Origin of the sequence: Cedecea sp. VD22 (assembly GCF_037150195.1) — a bacterium.
Classification (GTDB): domain Bacteria; phylum Pseudomonadota; class Gammaproteobacteria; order Enterobacterales; family Enterobacteriaceae; genus Cedecea.
This window is the reverse complement of the sequence record NZ_JBBCPX010000019.1, coordinates 25,541-44,000: the sequence shown is the minus strand read 5'-3', so window position 1 is coordinate 44,000 and position 18,460 is coordinate 25,541. Positions and strand designations below refer to the sequence as shown.

Sequence of the window (18,460 nt, the reverse complement as noted above, 5' to 3'; positions counted from 1 at the left end):
GCGTGACCAGCCGTCTAAAGAGAAATCCCGCCGAGTGCCATTCGTACAAAATTCCTTCAGCACCAGCGGGATAGGCGGTCAATTAACGTTCGCGCAGCGCCTCGCGGGCGCGGTTGAACGGCTTAATCAGGTACTCAACAATGGTTTTCTGCCCGGTTTTAATATCCACGGTCGCCACCATCCCCGGTGAGATAGAGAAATGGTGGCCCACTTTGTTCACCAGGTAGTCCTGGTTGGTGCGGATAAACACCCGGTAGTAGACGATTTCCGGCTTCACTTTGTCCTGAATGGTGTCCGGGGAGATGGTTTCCACGGTGCCTTCCAGCCCGCCATAAATGGCGTAATCGTAGGCGGTGATTTTCACCAGCGCGCGCTGGCCTGGATGAATAAAGGCAATGTCGCGCGGGGAGAGCCGCGCCTCAATCAGCAGGTGATCGTCCACCGGCACAATTTCCATCATTTCGCCGTTCGGCGGAATAACGCCGCCGATGGTGGTCACCTGGATGTTCTTCACGATGCCGCGCACCGGGGAGCGCACAGTCATGCGGGTGACCGAATCTTCACGGCCTTTGATGATGGCGTCCAGCATATCCACTTCGGCATTGGCCTTCGATAACGCCTCGCGCGCCTGCACGTAATACTGCGAGCGCAGGTCGGTAATTCTCAGGCCCAGGTCGCTTTTCTGCCGCTGCAGGCGCAGCACTTCCACATGGCTCGCCGCGCCACTTTTCACCAGTCGCTGGGTGATATCCAGCTCTTTGTTGACCGACGTCAGCGCGTCCCGCAGCTCGGCTTCGGAGTCGTTCAGCTGCGCCCGGCGGGTTTTATACAGCCGGGTTTCGGAGGCGATCAGGTCCGGGAAGGCTTTGAGCGAGTCCGGGAATTTCAGCGGCTGATCGTTCACTTCGGCGTAAAGCCTTGCGCTGGAGGCCAGAGAGGCGCGGTAACGAGCCGTGCTTTCGCCGACGTTAGACTCGGAGCGGGTCGGGTCGAGGCGGGCGACGATTTGCCCGGCCTGCACTTTATCGCCCTCGTGCACCAGCAGCTCGGTGACTATCCCGCCGTCCAGCGACTGCAAAATCTGCTCGCGGGAACTCGGCACTACTTTCCCGGTGCCGGTGGAGACTTCGTCCAGCGTGCCGAACCACGCCCAGACGCCGAACAGAGCAAACAGCAGCGTGATGAGCAGGATAATGCGGCTCGCCCCGGAAAACTCGCTTTCGCGCTGGATGTCCGGGTCATCCATGGTGACGTCATGCTGACTGGTTTTCATTGTTCCACTCCCGCGGTGGTGTCTGGGCGGCGGCCGGGGCCTGAGCCTGTGCCGGTCTTGCGGCGCCGAGCGCCTGCGCCTTCGGTGCATCCATTACCAGCTGGCCGTCTTTCAGCACCAGCACGCGTTCGACCAGTTCGAGCACCGGCACGCGGTGGGTGGCGACGACCAGCGTGCGGTGGCCGAGCCACTGATTCAGCCGCTGAATAAATTCCCGTTCGGTATGGTCGTCCAGTGAGGCGGTGGGCTCATCGAGCAGCACGATGTTGGGCGAGCGCAACAGCATCCGCGCCAGCAGGATCGACTGACGCTGCCCGCCAGAAAGCCCGCTACCGCCTTCCATGATCGGGTGATCCAGGCCTTTGGGCAGGTGCTTCACAAAGTTGCTCGCGCCGCTCACGTCCAGCGCCTCGAAGATCGCTTCGTCGCTGGCGTGCGGCGCACCGAGGGTAAGGTTTTCCCGCAGCGTGCCGTAGAACAGTCGCGCGTTCTGGCTCAGGAAGCCGATGTTGCGGCGCAGATCCGCCATGTCGATTTGCGACATCGCGAGATCGTCGAGCCGGGCTTCGCCGCTGGCGAGATCGACCCCGCCCGCAAGCGCCTGCAGCAGCGTGGATTTCCCCGCGCCGTTGCGCCCGAGCACGGCAATGCGCTCGCCGCGCTGGATCTCCAGGCGGGCAATACGCAGCGGAATGCGCGGATCTTCGCTGTGGTATTTGAACTGGGCACTTTCAAACAGGTAGTGGCCGTGGAGGATGTCTTTGTGAATGAGGTTTTCATCGCGCTGGGTTTCCACCGGCAGCTGCATGATGCTGTCCAGCCCCTGTTTGGCGGCTTTGACCTGCTGCCAGCGGGCGAGCACGCCGCACAGGTTGGCCATGGGCGCAATCATCCTTGAGGCCAGCATGGAGGCGGCGACCATCGCCCCGGTGGTCATTTCACCTTCAATCACCAGCGGGGCACCGAACAGCACCACCACCACAAACACCAGGCTCTGAATGGTGATCCCCCAGCTGATTAAGCCCTGGGTCAGTTCACGGGTTTTCAGGCCGGACTCGGCGGTAATGCGGATGTAGCTGTTCCACTGCTGGAGGAAGCGGTTTTCCGCCTGCATCAGCTTGATGTCCTCCAGCCCCTGCACGCTTTCCACCAGCACGGCGTTGCGCAGGGTGGATTCGTGGGCGGCCTGGTTGGCCAGCGTGGCGAGCTTTTTCTGCAGCAGCAGGCCGGGCAGCACCATCACGATGGCGGCGACCGGGGCGATCCACGCCAGCTGCGGGGCGATGATCGCCAGCACCCCAACAAACAAGATAAAGAACGGCAGATCGACGATCGTCGAGATGGTCGAGGAAGTGATCATCTCGCGGATTTGCTCCAGCTCGCGCAGCTGAGAAATAAAGCTGCCGGTGGAGCGGGGCACGGCGCTGTTGCGCAGCCTCAGGGCGTGGCTAAAGACGCGATCCGAAATACGCATATCGGCCCGCTTGCCCAGCACGTCCATGATGTTGCTGCGTGTGACTTTCAGAATGAAGCCGAACACCACGGCGATCAGCACCCCGGTTGCCAGCACGTAGAGCGTCGGGTATGACTGAGCCGGGATCACCCGGTCGTACACCTGCATCGAGAACAGGATCCCGGCCAGCGACAGCACGTTCACCCAGAAGGCCGCCAGCATTACCGGGCCGTAAGGGCGAATGTCCAGCATGATCAGCTCTTTCATCCAGTCCGGGCTGAAGCGTGAGATATAGGCGTCGACTCGGCTGTCTTTCAGCGCCGAGAGCGGGCGCAGGGCGGCCACAAAGCGGATCTCCGGCAGCAGCTTGCTGAGCGACTGGCGGTTGGTGTGGCGTTCGTCGTCGAAGTAGCAAATATCCACGGTGTCTTCGCCGTCAAACTGCTCGATCACCGCGATCTGGCCGTTGGCTAAGTCCACCACCACCGGCAGCCGCCACTGGGATATCGCTTTTTCGGTGTTGCCGAGCATATGGAAGGACAGCCCGGCCTGGCGCGAAAGCTGGGTTAGCGCGGCGACTTTAGTTTTGTCCTTGAACCACGGGGCGTTGGCCTGAATGGTGCCGGGGGAGCAAACCACGCGGTAGTGCCCGGCGACGTGACTGATGGCGTGGGCCCATTGGGTCAGGGCCTGTTCGCTTAAAAACTCCTCATTGGGAGAGGCTGTCTGGCTCATGGCTGAATCTCCAGGGACTGGATGTTGCGGTGTTCCAGACCAAATGCGGTGCGTAATTTGCCGGTGTTATACAGGCAGTTAAGCTGCAGTTGATGGAGCTGGCTCAGCGTTTGTTGTTGGGCGAAGCGCGCCTGGAAGACTTCCTGCTCGGCGTTGAGCACGTCCAGCAGCGGGCGGGAGCCCAGGTCGAGATACTGCTGTTGGTACAGCTCGCGGGTGCGGGCGCTCAGCTGTTCCTGACGCTGCAGCACCTGGAGCGCGGTGGCGAGGCTAATGGCCTGGCTGCGGGATTCCAGCAGCTTCTGGCGCACGTCCAGGCGAACCCGGTCGATACCGGACTGCGCCGCTTCCAGCGCATGGCTGGCGGCGTTGCGGCGTGCCGTCAGGCCACCGCCCTGGTAAATCGGCATTTCGACGCGGATATACGCCGAGTATTGCGTGCGGTTCAGTACTTCGCTGCCGGAATAGTTGTTGTTCAGGTAGTGCTGCACGGACGGCTCCAGCGAGATGGTCGGCGTCATCTGCGAGTTGGCGTAGTCGAGGTTAGCCTGCGCCACGTTGGCCTGCGCCCAGGCGGCAAGGACAGCGGGCACCAGGCGGTCGTCCGGCTTCGCCACGTTACAGCTGTTATTCAGCTTCTGCGGAAAATCAGGGCTGACTTTGTTGAGGCTGGTCCAGCCAAGCTGACTCATCAGCGTCGCCTGGGTGCTGTCGAGGTTGGATTCGTACTGGATCAGCTGCGAGCGGGCGGATTCGATACGCGCGTCGGTTTGTACCACGTCGGACATCGAGGTTGCGCCCTGGTCGTTCCGCTCCTGAGTCAGGCGGCCAATGGCGGTCAGCGCGTCCAGCTGTTCTTTGGCGATGTCGACCATTTGCTGCCAGAGCTGCACCTGCACCATCGCCGAGGCGGTGTCGTGCCCGACGGTGTCAATGCTCACCAGCACGTTGGCCTGGGCCTGGGCTTCCCCTGCGGTTTCCGCACGGACCTGGCTTGCGACTTTGCCGAAGTCATAGAGCATCTGGGACAGAGAAAGCACCAGCGACGGGCTGTAGCCGCTGTTGGTGTAAGTATTGGTGTAGCCGTTGTTCATCCCGGCGCTGATCTGCGGGTAGTACTTAGATTTGGCGACGTTGATCTGTTCGGACTGGCCGTAAAGTTTGCCTATAGCTTCACGAATACTGGGGTGCCAGGTCACAGAGCGGTTGACCGCGTCGTTAAGCGTTAAGATTCCGGGCGCAGGGGCATTGAGCGGGAGGGCGGTTGGGCCGTCGAGTGAGGGCAGCTCTTGTTGTTGAGCCAGACCCTGAGTCGTAATAGAAACAGGCGTGTCGTCGGCCGAGGCCTGGAGTGAAAACAGACCGCAAGCCAGCCATAACGCAACAGGCTGTAATTTTCCCATATTTTTTCCCTAATAAATGGCACTGCGTTTTTGTCTTATTCCCCGGGCGTCTGTGCGCCCGGGGATTTTTCGCTACAACTATCAGGCAACAATGTGGTTGTTCTGGATCAGCTCATCGAGTGTGGTGTGCACGTTCTCCAAAGTGACAAGAGTGGTTGAGTGGAATGCGCCGGCGGTGCCGTCACGGTCGATGGAGATGACCGTGTTGTTGCCGACGGTAGCCACGCTCAGGTAGTTACCCAACGTTGAGGTCTGCCCGTTCCAGCCGACCAGCAGGTCGTGAATGTTGATCTGGTCCCCCTGCGCGAGCGAGAAGTTGTTCCAGACGTCCGATCCATTGCCGCCGGTGCCGTCGTTCGCCCCACCGGCAAGGACGTGGTACACCAGCGTATCGGCGTAGGCCGAAGAACCGTTGATGATGTCCCCGTAGGCAGTACTGACGAACTGCGGGTTCATGTTGATGGTCAACGTGGCGGAGTCTGAATGCCCGTTCTGATCGTTCAGGATGTAGGTAAAGACCTCTTTATTGGTGATGGAGCCCGGTGCTACACCCGCGTTCAGGGTGTAGGTGTAGTTCCCACCGACATCGATAGTCAGGGTGCCGTACTGGCCCTGAATCGTTGCCACCGCGTCGCTGTTGGCCATCGGGTTCAGCGTGGCCGAGCTGCCGTTGGCGCCGGTAATTGTCATCAGCGTATGCACGCTGCCGAGCTGGTCAGCCGCGCCGGCGGAGTCGGTGCCGTCGTACAGGTTGCCGTGTACGACGGTACTTTGCGCCGTGAAGCTATCCAGCAGGTTCGAGGTCCCGGTGATGTTCGGCGTGATGGTGATGGTACCCAGTCCCAGTGGCCCCATGTTCCCGACGTAGCTCAGCGTCCAGGTGCCTGAATGCAGATCGGTGACTGGAATGGTTGCCGTGCCGCCCAGCAGGGCGCTGCCGCTAAAGGTGCCGGTATAGGTGTGACCCAGCCCGTCGCTCAGCGTCCAGCTGACTGACAGTCCACCCAATACCAGACCGGAAGCCACTTTGAACACAATATTGGCCCCGCTAAGCACGGTGTTATCCGCAATGGTGAAGGTACCGCTGCCGTTGCCGTGGGTAGAGGCCAGCAGCGCCGTGTTCCAGGAGGTTTGACCGACCGTAGCGCTCGCGTAAGCCGCGGTGTTCTGCGTCGACGTGATGGCCATAATCGAGCTGACGTCGTTCACGGCATCCACGATATGCGGCGTGGAGGTGATGTTCAGCGACGCGGTACCGGTATCACCGTTTGGCGCGGTGACGGTGTACACGAAGCTGTCTGGCGTATTGATGCTGTCGGCACCCTGGCCGCTGTTCAGCGTATAGGTGTAGTTGCCGTGGGCATCAATAGTCAACGTCCCGAACTTGCCGACGATAGTGGTGGTGCCGGTCGCCGAGACAGACACGCCGTTCACCGCCGTCAGCAGACTGCCTGCCGGGGCGATATCATCCTGCATCACGTTCCCGGTGGTTGATGCCGCCAGACTGTCGACCGCGTAGGTGTGATCCTGCAGGATATTCAGCGTGTAGCTGGTCAGCAGCGATACGCCACTCGCGTTCATCAGCAGGAACAGGTAGTCCCCGCCGCCCAACGTCACGGTCAACTGGCCCGAGGTGCCGCCCAACAGCGGAGCCGTCAGCCAGGTTTTCTGCACCTGGAACTGCTCGTACTGCTGAGTCGCCGCGTTGAACTTGTAGATGTACAGGTCAAAGGTGGAGAGCAGCGCTACCCCGCCGACGCTCGCCTGCAGCGTCATGGTGCGGGTCGATCCGTCCGCGACATCAAACAGGATCGGGTTACTCATGTTAGCCAGCAGGTTGAGGTTGACCACATTCCCCAGACCGACGCTCAGCACCGACAGACCCGTTTGCTGTGAAGCCCCGTGGTCAACGGCGACAACATCGGTGCCGAAGGTCAGCGAACCGGTGTTATCCGTGGCGGTGACCGTGCTGGCCGGTGCGCCGTTGCCCAGGGTGACAATCAGCTGTGCAGAGTCGCTGATGCCGTTTTGAGTAATGGTGTAGGTGAAGTTTTCCGTGCTGCCCAGTACTGAAGCCGCGGTGTTGGTTAAGGTGTAGGTATAGCTGCCGTCCTGGTTGATATGCAGGGTGCCGTATTTGCCCTGAACATCCAGTCCGCCTGCGCCCACGGTGTGCGTCACGCCCTGGCCGTCGGTGATCGCCGTGACCACCGTGCCGGTAGGGGCGTTATCGACTGCCCCGCCAGGACCTGGATCGGTAATAACGTTCCCGCTAGAGCTGGTGGTACCGCTGACCACGCCTGCGCTGGTTTGCTCGACGGTGACCGCGAGGTTAGTAGCCGCCCCCGTTGCCAGCAGGCTGGTGTTATAGCCCAGGACGCGGTATTGCCCTTCACCCAGACCTTCGAGGTTCAGCGTCACGCCCGTGGCTCCCAACGTCAGCAGGTTCAGGAACTGCGGCAAGGATGAGTCGACAACCGTCGTCCACGAGTTGGTGCCTGGGTTATATTTCTGGATCGCGATTTCCAGCGTGTTCAGCAGGGACAGTACTACCCCGGTGGCGGCGGCGTTAATGGTGATATTCCCTGTCGCCCCGCTGCCAATGGTGAAGCCGACCTGGGCGGTATTGCTGCCCAACACCGAAGCCACGTTGCCCAAGGCGCCAATCAGCAGGTTACCGTAGCCGCTGTAGTGCTCGGTGGTGATAGTGGCATCGGTGGTGAGTGCCAAATCGACCACGTTGCTGCTGGCCGAAAGTGGCAGAATCGGCGCGGTGATCGAGAGCGACGGTGAGACGTTCCCGGCCGCATCCGCGGCAGATATTGACAGCGACTGCCCTTCAATCTGGCGAGTTGGCAGGGTGATGCTGAACGCGCCGGAAGCATTCGCCGTGCCGGTGACGGTGATCCCGCCCGGCAGCGTCACTGTCACGGTGCTGTTCGCTTCCGCCACGCCGGTGATCGTTGACCCGTCGGCGCTGATAACCCCGGTAGGGATCAATGGCGGGATGGTATCGACAATCACCGAGGTTGGCAGAGAGGCCCCGCCTGTCCCGTTGGCGTTGGTTGCCGTGGCGGTAAAGGCATGTACGCCATCCCCCAACGCACCGGTTGGGGTGAACGTCCAGATGCCGCTTGCGTTGGCAGTAACCGTCCCCAGCAGCGCCCCGTTGTCGTATATCTTGACGGTGGCGTTGGCTTCGGCGGTGCCGTTGATCGTCGGCTGGGTGTCATTGGTGCTCTGCCCGTTGCCCACCACGCCGGTTTTCGGCAGAACATCGTCCACGATGCTGGTGATCACCGGCAGCCCTGGCACACCGGTAAACGGTGCGGTGAAGCTGGCGGAAACGCCGATGTTCCCGGCGGCATCCTGAGCGAAGGCCAGCAGCGGCTGGGCGCTGGTTTGCGCAGGGGAGAGCGTAATGCTGAAGTTCCCGTTGCCGTCAGCCTGAGCCGTACCCAGAACGGTGCCCGTCGCCGAGGTAACGGTTACTTTGCTGTTGGCTTCCGCAACGCCGGTAACAACTGTACCAGTGGCGTTGACCGTCAGACCTGTTGGCGCCAGCGGCGGGACGGTATCGACAATAATACCGGCTGGTACGGACGGAACGCTGACGTTACCCGCCGCATCCGTTGCGGTGACGGTGAACGAGTGGTTGCCCTGAAGCAGAGGCAGCGTTGGCGTGAACGTCCAGACGCCGCTGCCGTTTGCCGTTGTGGTACCCAGCAGCACGCCGTTATCAAAGATATTGACCGTGGCGTTGGCTTCGGCGGTCCCGTTCAGGGTTGGGCGCGTATCGTCCGTTGGCTGGTTGTTGCCTACCGGGCCAGTGATCGGGCCGACATCATCTACCACAGAGGTTATCGCAGGCTGGTTAGGCGCCACGGTATCCACCACGATGGTGAAGCCTGCCGTTGGGCTACTGACTACGCCCGCACCGTTGGTCGCGGTGATAGTAAAGGTATGCGAGCCGTTTGCCAGTGCGGTCGGCGGGGTAAAGACCCAAACGCCCAGGGCGTTAGCCGACACGGTGCCAATCAGGTTGCCGCCATCGTAAATCTTGATGGTGCTGTTGGCATCTGCCGTTCCGTTCAGGGTTGGGCGTGCATCGTTAGTGGCCTGGCCGCTGGTTAATGGCCCGACCGTGCCACCGGCGACGTCGTCCACCACAGAGGTCAGCACCGGCGTATTCGACACGCCGCTGGCGATGGTCAGGGTAAAGCCAGCCGAAGGTACGCTGGTGTTGCCTGCCGCATCGGTCGCGGTGACGGTGAATACGTGCTGGCCGAGAGGCAGCGCGGTCCCAGGCGTGAAGGTCCATGCTCCCAGGGCACTGGTCGTTACGGTGCCAATCAGGTTGCCATTATCGTAAATATTAATGGTGGAGTTAGCTTCCGCTGTCCCGCTGAGGGCTGGCTGAGTGTCGTCCGTTGTCTGTCCGCTCACCAATGGCCCCTGAACCGGACCAACGTCATCGAAGGCCTGAACCACAATCGGCTGAGTCGGCGCAATGGTATCCACCACCACGTTAAACGGTGTTGACGGCAGGCTGACGTTGCCCGCAGCGTCTGTCGCGGTCACGGTCAGCGCATGGCCACCGTTAATCAACGGCGTGGATGGCCTGAAGGTCCAGGCTCCGCCCGCATCAGCCTGGACGGTGCCAAGCAGAACGCCGTTGTCGTACACGCTGACGGTAGCATTGCCCTCAGCGGTACCGGTCAGCACCGGACGGGTGTCGTCGGTGACCTGGCCGTTAGACAAGTTGCCGACGATTGGGCCGACGGCATCCGCCACGTTACTGATAACCGGCGCGTTCGGCGCAATGGTGTCGACGGTCAACGAGAAGCCGTTCGACGGATTACTGACGTTGCCAGCCGCATCGGTCGCGGTCACGGTTAAGGTATGCGCCCCGTTGCCTAGCGCGGCCACAGGGGTCAGCGTCCACGCGCCAGACCCGTTGGCAATAGTGGTGCCGATCAGGTTGCCGTCGCTGTAAACCTTAATGGTGGCACCGGCTTCCGCCGTCCCGCTCAGAGAAGGGCGGGTTTCGTTGGTGGCCTGGCCGTTGGTGATTGGCCCCAGCACCGGCGCGGTGTTGTCCAGCACGGTGACGATAACCGGCGGATTCGGGGCGACAGAGTCAATATTCACGCCAAACGAAGCCGCATTACTCACGTTGCCAGCGGCATCCGTCGCCGTAACGTTCAGGGTATGTGTCCCCTGGCCCAGCGGTGCGGACGGGGTGAATGTCCAGACGCCCAGCGCATCCGCCTGGGTGGTTCCCAGCACATTATTGCCATCTTTCACCGTGATGGTGGCGTTGGCTTCCGCCGTACCGCTCAGGGTTGGCTGAGTGTCCTTCGTCAACTGGCCGTTGATCAGCGGCAGGTTAGTGCCCGGCTGAGTCTGGTCGTCGATGACCGAAAGAATGACTGGCACTACAGGCGGCACGGTATCGACCACCACGTTGAACCCTGTGCTTGGGCCGCTGACGTTGCCTGCCGCATCCGTGGCGGTCACGGTGATGTTATGGCTGCCATCCAGTAGCGGAACCGTTGGGGTAAAGCTCCAGTTCCCACCCACCGGTACCGTTACGGTGCCGATCACCACGTTTCCGTCCTTGAAGGTCAGCGTGGTCCCGGCCTCGGCTGTACCGCTGAAGGTTGGCGTATTGTCGTTAGTCGGCTGGCCGGACGTTATCGGCTGGGAAGTGATGTCGTTGGTGACGGAGACGACCAGCGGGGCGGCCGGGGCCAGCGTATCGACGTTCACCACAAAGCCGGTAGACGGCAGGCTGACGTTCCCGGCGGCGTCTGTCGCCGTGACGGTCAGGGTGTGAGAACCCTCGCCAAGGTTAGTGCCTGGCGTAAAGGTCCAGATGCCGAGGGCATTCGCGGTGACGGTACCGATGATGGTGCCGTTATCGAGAATGTTCACCGTGCTGCCAGCTTCCGCCGTGCCGCTCAGGGTTGGCGTTGGGTCGTTCGTGGCCTGGCCATTGGTCAACGGCCCGACTACGCCGCCTACTACATCGTCTACCACGGAGACAATCACCGGCTGGGCTGGTGGCGTGGTGTCGACAATGATGGTGTAGAGCGGAGACAGGCCGCTCGTCTCAAGACCGACGGTCTGGCTGACGGCAAAGGTATGCGGGCCTTGAGTCAGCGGGGTGGTGAGCTGATACGTCCATGTGCCGCCGGCGCCGACGGGCACAGAAGTGAACAGCACGCCATCAATGTAAACATGCACGACCCCGCCCGTGGAGGCACCAGAACCACTCAGGGTAGGTAAAGTATCATCGGTCGATTTCCCGTTGCCGACGTTACCGGTTATGGCGCCCACGTTATCGTCTACCAGATCGATGGTTGGCGGATGCGGCAGGATGGAGTTGGTTGCGGTGAAGTTAATGCCCGCGCTTTGGTTACCCGCTGGATCCTGAGCAATAGCCGTCAGGGTTGCGCCGGTGGTTTGAGCCGGGGACATCGTAACGGTCCAGGTACCCAAAATCGGGTCAGCCACGCCGGTGCCCAGCACGTTGCCGCTGGAGTCTTTGATGATAACCGTTGCCCCCGGTTCAGCGGTACCGGCTACAAGCGTACCGGTAGGGTCGGTGATCGGCAGCACCACAGGGTTTGGTGGCGGAGTGGTATCGACGTTAATCACAATCGGCGCAGAAGGCCCCACGCTGTTGCCTACGTCATCCACCGCTTTGATGGTAATGCTGTGTGCACCTTCCGGCAGCACGGAAGTGGTGATACTCCATGTGCCATTGGCGGCCACGACACCGGTACCCAGAATCGTGGTGCCATTGGTGTCGTACAGCGTAATTGTACTGCCGACTTTGCCGGTACCGGTAAAGGTTGGCGTGGTGTCATCGGTGAAGCTGCCGTTGACCAGCGGGGTCTGGATCGGGCCAACGTTATCAATGATTTCCACGACGACCGGCGCGGTAAGCGGCACGGTATCGACGGTCAGTACATAATCGGTGGATGGCCCGCTGACGTTCCCGGCTTTATCGGTTTGTTCGGCGGTGATGGTATTCACGCCGTTGTTGAGCGCGGTATTCGGCGTAATAGTCCAGTTACCCGAGCCATCCACTACCGCAGAGCCTATCGCCGTGCTGCCGTTGTAAAGCGTGACGGTCGCGCCGATTTCACCCGTGCCGTGGAACACCGGCTTCGTGTCATCGGTAATGCCGTTGGTAATTGGCCCGGTCACCGGACCCACGCCGTCATCTACGGTACCGATAGTCGGTGCCGCCGGCGGCGTTGTGTCTACGGTGATCGCGATCGGGGCTGACGGCAGGCTGATGTTGCCCGCCGGATCGGTCACCTGGACGGTAATGTTATAGGTCGTTTCGGTAAACGGCGTTGACGGGGTCACGCTCCAGGTCCCGTCGGAGCGCACGGTGGCGGTGCCAATCAGGTCGTTCCCGTTGTTGTAGACGTTGATGGTTGAGCCCGCGATGCCGGTCCCGCTAAAGGTTGGCGTGGTGTCATTGGTACTGCCGCCCGGAGCGACGGGACCGACCACCGGAGGCACATTATCGGTCACGACTGGTGCCGCTGGCTGAGCCGGAGGCGTCGCGTAAACCGAGAGCGTGAAGCCAGAAGAAGGCATCCCCGTGTTGCCCGCCGGATCCGTTGCCACGGTAGTGAACACGTGCGTCCCGCTGCCCAGCGGTGAGGTTGGGGTGATTGTCCAGCTCCCGGTCGCGTCTACGGTGGCCGTGCCAATTGGCGTTGTCCCCCCGTCGACGTACAGGGTAATAGTGGCCCCAATTTCGCCTTTGCCTGAGAACACGGGTTCCGTACTTTGGGTACTGCCGCCGTTAATCAGCGGAGTCTGCGTGTTTGCGACGTTACCCAGCGCCCCGTCGATGGAAGGCGCTCCCGGCGGAGTCGTGTCGATAATAACAATCTGGGTTGCGGCATTACTGGTATTCCCGGCGGCATCGGTCACGTACACATTGATGGTGTGCGAACCTTCGCTTAGCGGCTGGGTTGGCGTAAACGTCCATGCGCCGCTGCCGTTTGCCGTCACGGTGCCGATCAGCGTGTTGCCATCGTAAATATTCACGACTGCGTTAGCCCCGGCGGTGCCGCTGATAACCGGTTTGGTATCGTCGGTAGAGGTGCCCGGCAGGACTGGCCCGGTGACGCTCCCGACGGTATCCAGAATTTCGCCAATCACCGGCGTGGCTGGCAGCGTAGTAATCAGATTGATGTCCCACGCCGGGGAATGTGCGGTGACGTTACCTGCGGCATCCGAAGCCGTGACCGTAAAGGAATGTGGCCCGTCCAGCAGCGGCGTGGTTGGCGTAAATGTCCAGGTGCCGTTGCCATTAACGGTGGTGGTGCCCAGGACGTCCAGTCCGTCGTAAACCGTGATGGTGGAGCCCGGTTCCCCGCTGCCGCTTAGGGTTGGCGTTGGGTCGTTGGTGGCGCCGTTATTGCTGACCGGCCCGGTCACGGTGCCCACATCGTCATACACCTGGGTAATCGTTGGGGCGGTAGGGGCGATGGAGTCTACGTTGATGTTAAAGGCGGCGCTCGGCTGGCTGACGTTGCCTGCGGCATCGGTGGCGGTCACCGTCAGGCTATGCAGGCCCTGGCCAATAGAGGTGGTCGGCGTAAAGGTCCAGGCTCCGCTGCCGTTGGCGCTGACCGTGCCGATCAGCGTCCCGTTGTCGTAGATCTTCACGGTTGAGTTAGCTTCAGCCGTGCCGGAGATCGTCGGTTTATCGTCGTTAGTCAGGTCGCCGTTATTCAGGTTACCGGTATGCTCAGGCACATTGTCGACCACGGAACCGATGATCGGCATATTCGGTGGGGTGATATCCGGGGCGGTGACCGGGGCGTTCGGGCCGATATTCCCGGCGGCATCCGTGGCGTTCACTTCCACCAGCTGGCCGTTCGCCTGCGGGGTTGTCAGGGTGATGCTAAAGCTGCCATCCGGTCCGGCAACGGCCTGGCCCAACGGATTGCCCAGCGCGTCGGTCACTTTCACCGTGCTGCCAGCCTCGGCTTTACCGGTCAGTACCGAGCCGTCTTCATTGAAGGTGAGGTTGGTCGGCAGCGCAGGCGGCGTATGATCCTGGGCAATGACGGCGGCAGGCGTACTGACGTTGTTCGCGGCGTCCGTCGCAGTGACCATCAGCGTCTGGCCGTTTAGCTGCGGTGGCGTGAGCGGGGAAATATCAAATGTGCCCGTGCCGCTGGCGATACCAACGCCAATCACATTGCCGTTACCGTCCCAGACGGTGACGGTACTGTTCGGTTCGGCGGTACCGGTCACATGCAGGCCATCAGCGCTCACGGCCAGCCCGGTTGGGGCATTCGGTGGCGTGTGATCCGGGGCAGGAATAGCGGCACCTGGTCCGGTATTACCCGCCGCGTCGGTCGCTTTGGCGGTTAAGATCTCTCCGTTAAGCTGAGGTGGGTTCAGCGTCACGCTGAAGTGGCCGGTACCGTCCGCCGTGGCCGTACCGAGCACGGTGCCGCTGGCGTTTGTGATGGTGACCTTGCTGTTGGCTTCTGCTGTCCCGGTGAGCGTTGTCCCGTCGTTAGAGACGGCCAGCCCGGTGGGCAGTATCGGAGGCGTGGTATCCACGACGACGCTAAAGCCTGAGGATGTTCCGCTGGTGCCGCTGCCGTTGGTGGCAGTAAAGGTGAAGTTGTGCGGGCCATCAATCAGCGGGAGCAGCGGTGTAAACGTCCACGTGCCGCTGGAGTCAGTTGTTGCGATGCCGATAGGCAGGCCGTTATCAAAGACAGTAACGGTGGAGCCCACCTCTGCGGTGCCGCTCAGCGTTGGGCGGTTGTCATCCGTTGGTTGACCGTTCGTCAGCGGCCCCTGGATCGGGCCGACATCGTCAGTGACCGAAACCAGAACCGGAATGGTCGGGAAGCCGGAGTTTGACGCCGGGAAGGTGGTATCCGGCCCCATGTTACCCGCCGCATCCTGCACCTGGGCAGTCAGCGTGCCGCCATGCGTTTGGGCCGGGGTGAGGGTCAGGGTGAAGTGCCCGGTTTGGTCAATTTGTGCCGTACCCAGTACCACGCCGTTTGGACCGACAACTTTCACGGTATCACCGGCCTCACCTGTCCCGGTAACGGTTGTGCCGTCCTGGCTCACGGTGTCAATGGTGACCGCCACCGGTGGAAGGGTGTCCACGGTGAAGGTTGGGCCGACGGTCACGCTACTGATGTTGCCCGCGAGGTCGGTCTGCTGCAGCGTAATCGCGTGCGGGCCATCAGCCAGGGCGATAGAAGGCGTAAAGCTCCATTTGCCGTCGCTACCCACGGTAACCTGCCCAATGGGCAGGCCATTATCAAAGATAGTCAGGGTACTGCCCGCTTCACCGGTGCCGCTGAAGGCAGGTTTATTATCATCGGTAATACCGTTGTTGCCGATAGGACCGGTGATAGAGCCGACCGTGTCGAGGATCTGATCGAGTACCGGCGGATTCACTACGGTATCGACAATGACGGTGTAGGACGTGGAGCTTCCGCTATCGCCGCGAATATTCGAGGCCGTGGCGGTGAAGCTATGCGGGCCGTCGGGCAGATTGGCGACGGGGGTAAAGGTCCAGATCCCCCCCACGAGCACGATGGTGGTGCCGATCTCTACGCCATTATCAAAGATATGAATCGTCTCGCCGACGACGCCTGTCCCCTGCAGGGTTGGGGTCTGATCGTTGGTTGGCTGATTGTTGGGTACGGTGCCAACGATCGGCGGGACGTCATCAATGATGGTGGTAATCACAGGGATGGTCGGCAGCGGGAAGAACGGCGCGGTGGCTTCTCCCGGCGGGCTGACGTTGCCTGCTGCATCGGTAGCCGTGACCTGGAGGTGACTGCCGTCAAGCTGCGGCGTGGTCAGGGTGATGCTGAATACGCCAGTAATAGGCGCAGCGGTGCCGGTACCAATCACGTTCCCGTTCGCATCTTTGATGGTGACGGTGCTGCCTGCCTCGGCAATCCCCGTCACTATGTCGCCATTAGCGCTGACAAGCAGGCCGGTCGGTTCGGCAGGCGCGGCGGTATCTACAGTCACGGTATAGCTGACTGACGTGCCGCTGTCTCCCCGAACGTTAGATGCCATAGCGGTGAAAATGTAGGCGTTATCCACCAGCGGTGTGGTTGGCGTAAAGCTCCAGGTGCCGTCCAGGCCGACCTTAGTGGTACCGATCTCACTCCCGTTGGCATAGATATGAATGGTGTCCCCGGCTTGTCCACTCCCCTGCAGGGTTGGCGTGTTGTCGTTGGTTGACTGCCCGTTCCCTACGTTACCGGTGACTGGCGCGACGTCGTCAAGAACGCCGGTAATCACCGGCAATACCGGCGGGAGTACGTCCGGCGCGGTCACGTTGGCCGGAGGACTGTTGTTGCCCGCCGGATCGGTGACAACCACGGTCAGTGTCTCACCGTCTACCTGCGGCGTGGTCAGGGTGATGCTGATGTTGCCATTGTTATCGGCAGTACCTGACCCGACGACTACGCCGTTCGGGTCTTTGATGGTTATGGTGCTGCCCGCTTCTGCATGACCGGTAACGATTTCCCCATCCGGGCTAACGGCGAGACCGGTTGCCGGCCCCGGAGGAGCGGTGTCAATGGTGACGGTATACGCCGGGGATGGGGCGGTTTCGCCCCTTTCGTTACTCGCCGTGGCAGTAAACACATGGGAGCCGTCGGCCAGCGCGCTACCCGGGGTAAAGCTCCAGGTTCCGCCGGCGCCTACCACGACCGTCCCAATCTGTACCCCGTTATCGTAGATGTGAATGGTCGTGCCAGCCTGGCCGGTGCCGTTCAGCGTGGGAGTATTGTCGTTGGTTGGGGAGTTATTGCCTACGTTGCCGCCGTTAGGCGCCCCCGGGTTATCGTTAATTACGCCGGTGATAGCTGGCTCATCCGGCAGCGGGATATTCGGTGCGGTAATGGTGGCACCAGGACTGCTATTACCTGAGGGATCGGTCGCCGTGACGGTCAGTATTTCGCCGGTTATCTGCGGGGTGGTCAAAGTAATAGTGAAGCTGCCATCGGTGCCCGCCGTGCCAGTGCCTATCACGTTGCCATTGGCATCTTTTACCGTAACTGTGGATCCTGCTTCAGCATGGCCGGTCAGGGTATCACCGTCTGGGCTAACGGCCAGATCGGTTGCAGCCGCAGGTGGCACGGTGTCAATGGTGATGGTATAGGCCGGAGAAGTTGCGCTTTCGCCCCTTTCATTTGTCGCCGTGACGGTGAAAGAGTGGGTGCCGTCAGCCAAAGCAGTGCCTGGCGTGAAGCTCCAGGTCCCATTGGCGCCGACCACAACGGTGCCAATCTGCACGCCGTTGTCGTAAATATGCACCGTGGTACCGGCCTGACCGGTGCCGTTCAGCGTTGGCGTGTTGTCATTGGTTGGTGAGTTATTGCCTACGTTGCCGCCGTTAGGCGCATTCGGATGATCGTTCGTGATACCTGTAATGCCAGGTTCGTCAGGCAGCGGAATAGTCGGTGAGGTAATAGTGGCGCCGGGACCAGTGTTGCCAGAAGGATCTGTTGCCGTGACGGTCAGCGTTTCGCCTGTTATCTGTGGCGAGGTGAGGGTGATGGTGAAACTGCCGTCGGTACCAGCAGTACCGGTGCCAATAACGTTGCCACTGGCATCTTTTACCGTGACCGTGGAGCCCGCTTCGGCATTACCTGTAACGGTTCTGCCGTCTGCGGAGACGGCAAGGCCGGTAGGTGCCGGCGGTGGAGTAACGTCTGGTCTGCCAGGATTGCCTGGGTTGGTTCCGCTGTCAGAGTGCCCGCCGCCACCGCTTGAGGCTGCAGCAATGGCACCACCCGCGGCAACGGCCAGCCCGCCCAGCACCCACGGCCAGAGGGCGCCGCCTTCGGCATGTGCGCCGGTGGCGGTCATGATCGCGTCAATATTGGCAATTTGCTCATAGTGAGCTGTGGTTTCTGGATCCTGAACCCACCAAAGCACGCCGTCATGGCCTTCCAATACTAGCTGGTTGCCACCCTGATCGGCAAAGGCGTAATAGTTTTTGATGGTAATGGTTTCGCCGGAATGGAGTTTGATCACCAGATCCTGGCCTGAACGCGTGTAGCTGGCGACCTCTTCACGCTCAATTTTTAGCTCGACAATTGAAGGGCCTTTTAAGGTGATTTCAGAGGCTTCGACGTTGTTTTTAACGCCGGTTAATTTAGAGATAATTAAAATTGAACGCATTGTTATCACTCCATTCGCGATGAACGTGGTGGTAGTCAGTTGCCCGGCGTAATGTGTTGATTACCGAAAGCAAAATTTTTAGGTGTAAAAGGCCCTTCGCGATGTATTGGCGAAAAAAGGCCTGTATCAAAAAATTGATGACAGTGATTGTTAATAAACAGGGCGTTTCCGGTGCGGAATCGAAATTAGTTAATTCTCAGGGTCATAGGCTCGTCGTTTATTAAATAGAGACTATTGATGATATAGACAGGAAAAAATGAAAGCGCAAATTAAGCCATATTTAACACTATGTAAGTCACTCTAAAGTACCAATGAACGTAGCGGGAACACTCAAATGGCTGAAGCTAGTTCCCATGGTGTATCTCAGGTGCC

At 60.6% G+C, this 18,460-nt stretch carries 4 protein-coding genes; all 4 read right to left on the bottom strand.

Annotated features, from left to right (window positions below; all coding sequences use genetic code 11):
- Positions 1–82: 82 nt before the first annotated feature.
- On the bottom strand, positions 83–1,246 hold the full coding sequence (locus WFK85_RS21370) for an HlyD family type I secretion periplasmic adaptor subunit (protein WP_156107057.1): 1,164 nt from the start codon (positions 1,244–1,246) through the stop codon (positions 83–85).
- 7 nt (positions 1,247–1,253) lie between these two features.
- Positions 1,254–3,461, bottom strand: coding sequence for a type I secretion system permease/ATPase (locus WFK85_RS21365; RefSeq protein ID WP_166995709.1), 2,208 nt, complete (start codon positions 3,459–3,461; stop codon positions 1,254–1,256).
- Positions 3,458–4,864 carry a TolC family outer membrane protein gene (locus WFK85_RS21360; RefSeq protein ID WP_336709323.1) on the bottom strand — a complete coding sequence of 469 codons (1,407 nt, stop codon included), beginning with the start codon at positions 4,862–4,864 and terminating at the stop codon, positions 3,458–3,460. Before WFK85_RS21360 ends, WFK85_RS21365 begins: the two co-directional genes overlap by 4 nt.
- Before the next feature lie 81 nt (positions 4,865–4,945).
- Complete coding sequence (locus WFK85_RS21355; protein ID WP_336710393.1) at positions 4,946–18,088, bottom strand: BapA/Bap/LapF family large adhesin; 13,143 nt, start codon at positions 18,086–18,088, stop codon at positions 4,946–4,948.
- Between the last annotated feature and the right edge of the window lie 372 nt (positions 18,089–18,460).